General features: G+C 68.6%; 3 protein-coding genes. 2 read left to right on the top strand and 1 reads right to left on the bottom strand.

The window, feature by feature from the left end:
- Positions 1–1,308: CHAD domain-containing protein (locus tag DD1DGNOD_RS03040; protein ID WP_131769397.1), on the top strand; the 1,308-nt coding region annotated here is incomplete at its 5' end.
- Positions 1,309–1,437: 129 nt separating this feature from the next.
- On the opposite strand, the gene DD1DGNOD_RS03045 is transcribed toward DD1DGNOD_RS03040, so the two are convergent.
- On the bottom strand, positions 1,438–2,334 hold the full coding sequence (locus tag DD1DGNOD_RS03045; protein WP_131765134.1) for a helix-turn-helix transcriptional regulator: 897 nt from the start codon (positions 2,332–2,334) through the stop codon (positions 1,438–1,440).
- A gap of 372 nt (positions 2,335–2,706) precedes the next feature.
- Between DD1DGNOD_RS03045 and DD1DGNOD_RS03050 the strand changes: the two genes are divergently transcribed.
- Positions 2,707–3,177, top strand: a complete 471-nt coding sequence (locus DD1DGNOD_RS03050; protein WP_131765135.1) for a DUF5666 domain-containing protein — start codon at positions 2,707–2,709, stop codon at positions 3,175–3,177.
- Positions 3,178–3,387 lie beyond the last annotated feature (210 nt).

Raw genomic sequence — 3,387 nt, forward strand, 5'->3', positions numbered from 1 at the left:
CCACCGGACGATCTTGTTGATCTGGTACGCGTCCATCTGCGCGGCGTGCGGCTTCGACCGGTGGCACGTCTGGTCACGACCCGTACGGCCGTCTGGCTCCGGGATGCCGCTGGCGCCGATCTCGCCGAGGTGGTCGATGACCAGGTCAGCGCCCAGACCCTGGGGCCGGCGGCCCACAGGGGCAGGAAGCGTGAGGACCGCGAGCGCAATCAGTGGCGCGAGATCGAGGTCGAACGTGTCGGCGCCGGTGATGTCAGCTTGCTGGACGATGTCGGCACGATTCTCACCGCCGCGGGTGCGTCGGCGTCCCCGGACAGCTCGAAGCTGTCACGCGTCCTCGGCCCAGCGCTGGCGCAGCAGCGACGATCCGACGTGCTGCCCTCGTCCGGGAAACTGCGGCTGCGCTCCCCGGCGGGCGAGGTGGTCGGTGCCTATCTGGCCGCCCAGGTGGAGGCGCTGCTCGCCGCCGACCCGCATGTCCGCCTCGACGTCCCGGACGCCGTCCACAAGATGCGGGTGGCCACCCGCCGGTTCCGTAGCACGCTGCGTACGTTCGCGCCCATGTTCGACGCCGAGCGCGCGGCCTACCTGGACGGGGAGCTGCGTGACCTGGCCGGCGCGTTGTCCGCCGCCCGCGATGCCGAGGTGATGGTCGAGTACTTCGACGGGCGGGTGGCCTCGCTGCCGGCCGAACTGGTGCGCGGTCCGGTCGCCGAAGTGATCGACAGCCAGCTGCTCGTCGGGCAGGAGCAGGCGCGCACCGAGGCGCTGGCGATGCTGCGCAGCGAGCGTTACCTGACACTTGTCGCAGACCTGAAGGACCTGGTCCGCGGGCTGTTGCAGGAGCCTGCGACGGAGCTGAAAGAACCTGCGGCACAGCCCGCCAGGGTCGTCCTGCCGAGGTTGATCGGACGTGTCGACAGCCGGCTGACCCGCAAGGTCAACGCGGCTCTGGCCACCCCGCCCGGCCACGAACGCGACGTCCAGCTGCACAGCGCCCGCAAGCAGGCGAAGCGGCTGCGGTACGCGGCCGAGACGGCCGGACCGGTCTTCGGACCCGACGCGGTGGCGTTCGCCAGGCTGGCCGAGCAGATCCAGGAGCTGCTCGGCACCCACCAGGACGCCACGGTTGCGCAGGAGCTGCTCCGGCAGTGGGGGACGTCGGCCGCGGACGCGGGCGAAGCGACCGCGTTCACCATCGGGCTCCTGCTGGGCCTGGAGGAATACCGGGCACGCACGGCGGAACGGGACTTCATCGACTTCTGGCCCGAGGCGTCCCGGAAGCGTCACCGCCGTTGGCTGTACTGATGATCGACCATCCGTCAGCTCCTCGGTCCGTGATCCGTCGGCAGGATCTTGCCGACCCGCGGGTCTGACGGCCGGCCCCTTGGGCTCGGGCCCAAGGGGCTATCGGTTGTCATCGGTTGTCATCGGTCGTCATCGGTCGTAAAAGCCTCGCGTTCGATCGTTGCCGACCCATCGGGCCGGTAGCTCGGTGAGTTGCCGGAGCCGTGTCCGGTCGGCATGGCCGACCGGGGTCTGCAGCAGGATGCCGGAGTCCGGGTCGTCCATCGGGCGGAACAGGGACAGGACCAGCCGGATCTCGCCGACGGTGGCGGTGTCGACAGTCACCGTCCGGGTGGCGAACCCGTGCGCCGACCGGCTTTCCCACCATGGCCTCAGTTCGGCCCGTTCCACTTCGAGCAGTGCGAATATCTCCCGGGTGCGCTCGTCGTGGCGATCGTTGCCGACCTGGCTGCGGAACTGCGCGAGCAGATCCTTCGTCACCGTCTCCCACTCGTGCAGGGTGCTCCTGAGCAGACGGCTGGTAATCAGCAGGTATATGAGATTGCGGCGTCGTTCGTCGACCAGGCCGGGGTCCGTCCACAACGCCGCGTAGGCGTCGTTCCACCCGATGATGTCGAACCTGCGGTCCAGCAGCAGCGCCGGGCTCGTCGGCCAGCTTTCCAGAACGGGTTGAAGCAGACGTGTGACGATGTGGCGCCGCTGCGGTGGCGGTGGCATCTCCACAGGCAGACCAACAAGCGCCAGGGCATGTCGCCGGGCGTCGGCATCCAGCCGCAGCGTCCGCGCGACCGCTTCGACGACCTCTTCGGACGCCTGGACCCGCCCCTGCTCGAGCCAGGTGTACCAGACGAGCTGCAGGCCGGAGGACTCCGCCACCTTTTCTCGCAGCAGACCTGGCACGCGCTCGCGGTGGGCCTGGAGGAACTTACCGAGCTCCCGCTGCCGGGCCTCCTGCCGGACGTTGTTGTCCGCAGGGCTGTCCGGTGCCGCAGTCGCGTTGTCCGGAGTCGCGTTGTCCGAGGTCATCGGAGTGGAGGGTTCGGTCGGCGCGGCCGCTGGCTCCGAGAGGACACCTGTTCATCGTGACTTCGTTCTGATCATCCCGTATTAGCATCGGGCTTATTGCGATTTGGGCCTCCCCGGAGCCGATCCGACCTTCCTCGGCAGCCTTCCTCCGCAGCCTGGCGACGATCCACCCGGACACCGTTCGCCGGTCGAACGCTCCTGTCCTCAGCGCCGATCCTGCCGGCAGTCCCGCCGGGCCCGGTCGACGTCGGTGGCCTTGCGGATGCACGTTCTTACACGATCCTGACGTTTCTCTCGTCGTATGCATACCGCTGATCCGCAGTGTGGTTGGTGACGCGGACCATGGTGGCCGCGGTCAGCGGAGGTGAGGGTATGAGAAGGTCAACGGCAACCAGAGTGGCCGCGGTGGTCGGCGCCATGGTCGTTGTGGCCGGTGGCTTGGCCACCGCGGCACTGGCCGACTCGGGAGGTCCTGCCACGCCGTCCCTGAGCGTGGCAGCCGATGCGGTTGCTTCCGCAACTGATGCGTCACCGGGCCATCCACGCCGTGCCTGGCTGGCCCGCAGGGGCATCCATGGTGAGTTCGTCGCGCGGACCGACGGCGGCTACAGGACGATCGGTGCCCAGCGCGGGACGGTAACAGCTGTATCTGATTCGTCACTTACCGTTCGTAGTGACGATGGGTATAGAGTCTCCTACTCGGTCACGGACGAGACCATCGTGCGCCGCGACAAGGACAGAGCGAAGATCTCTGATGTGAAGGTCGGTGACACGGTCAGAATCGTTGCCGACGTCGACGGACAGACCCGTTCAGCGGTCCGGATGTTCGTACTGGCCGGCTGACTTCCGGCCGACCTCCCAAGCTCAGGTACCGAACCGGCGCAGGCATGGGACAGGAAGCCCAGGGGCGGGAAAGTGCGGGGTGTGCGGCGGCCGGTCAGCCGGCGGTGGGTAGCCGGATGGTGAACGCCGCCCCGCCTTCAGGCGCTGTCCCGGCCTCGGCCTGGCCGCCGAGCCGTGCTGTGAGGCCGGCGACCAGGGCCAGGCCGAGGC

This window comes from Candidatus Protofrankia californiensis (assembly GCF_900634765.1).
Taxonomy (GTDB): Bacteria; Actinomycetota; Actinomycetes; order Frankiales; family Frankiaceae; genus Protofrankia; species Protofrankia californiensis.

What these genes read in the sequence shown, in the direction of transcription:
- DD1DGNOD_RS03045 (WP_131765134.1), bottom strand. Translation starts at nt 2,334, where the DNA reads ATGACCTCGGACAACGCGACTCCGGACAACGCGACTGCGGCACCGGAC.
- DD1DGNOD_RS03050 (WP_131765135.1), top strand. Translation starts at nt 2,707, where the DNA reads ATGAGAAGGTCAACGGCAACCAGAGTGGCCGCGGTGGTCGGCGCCATG.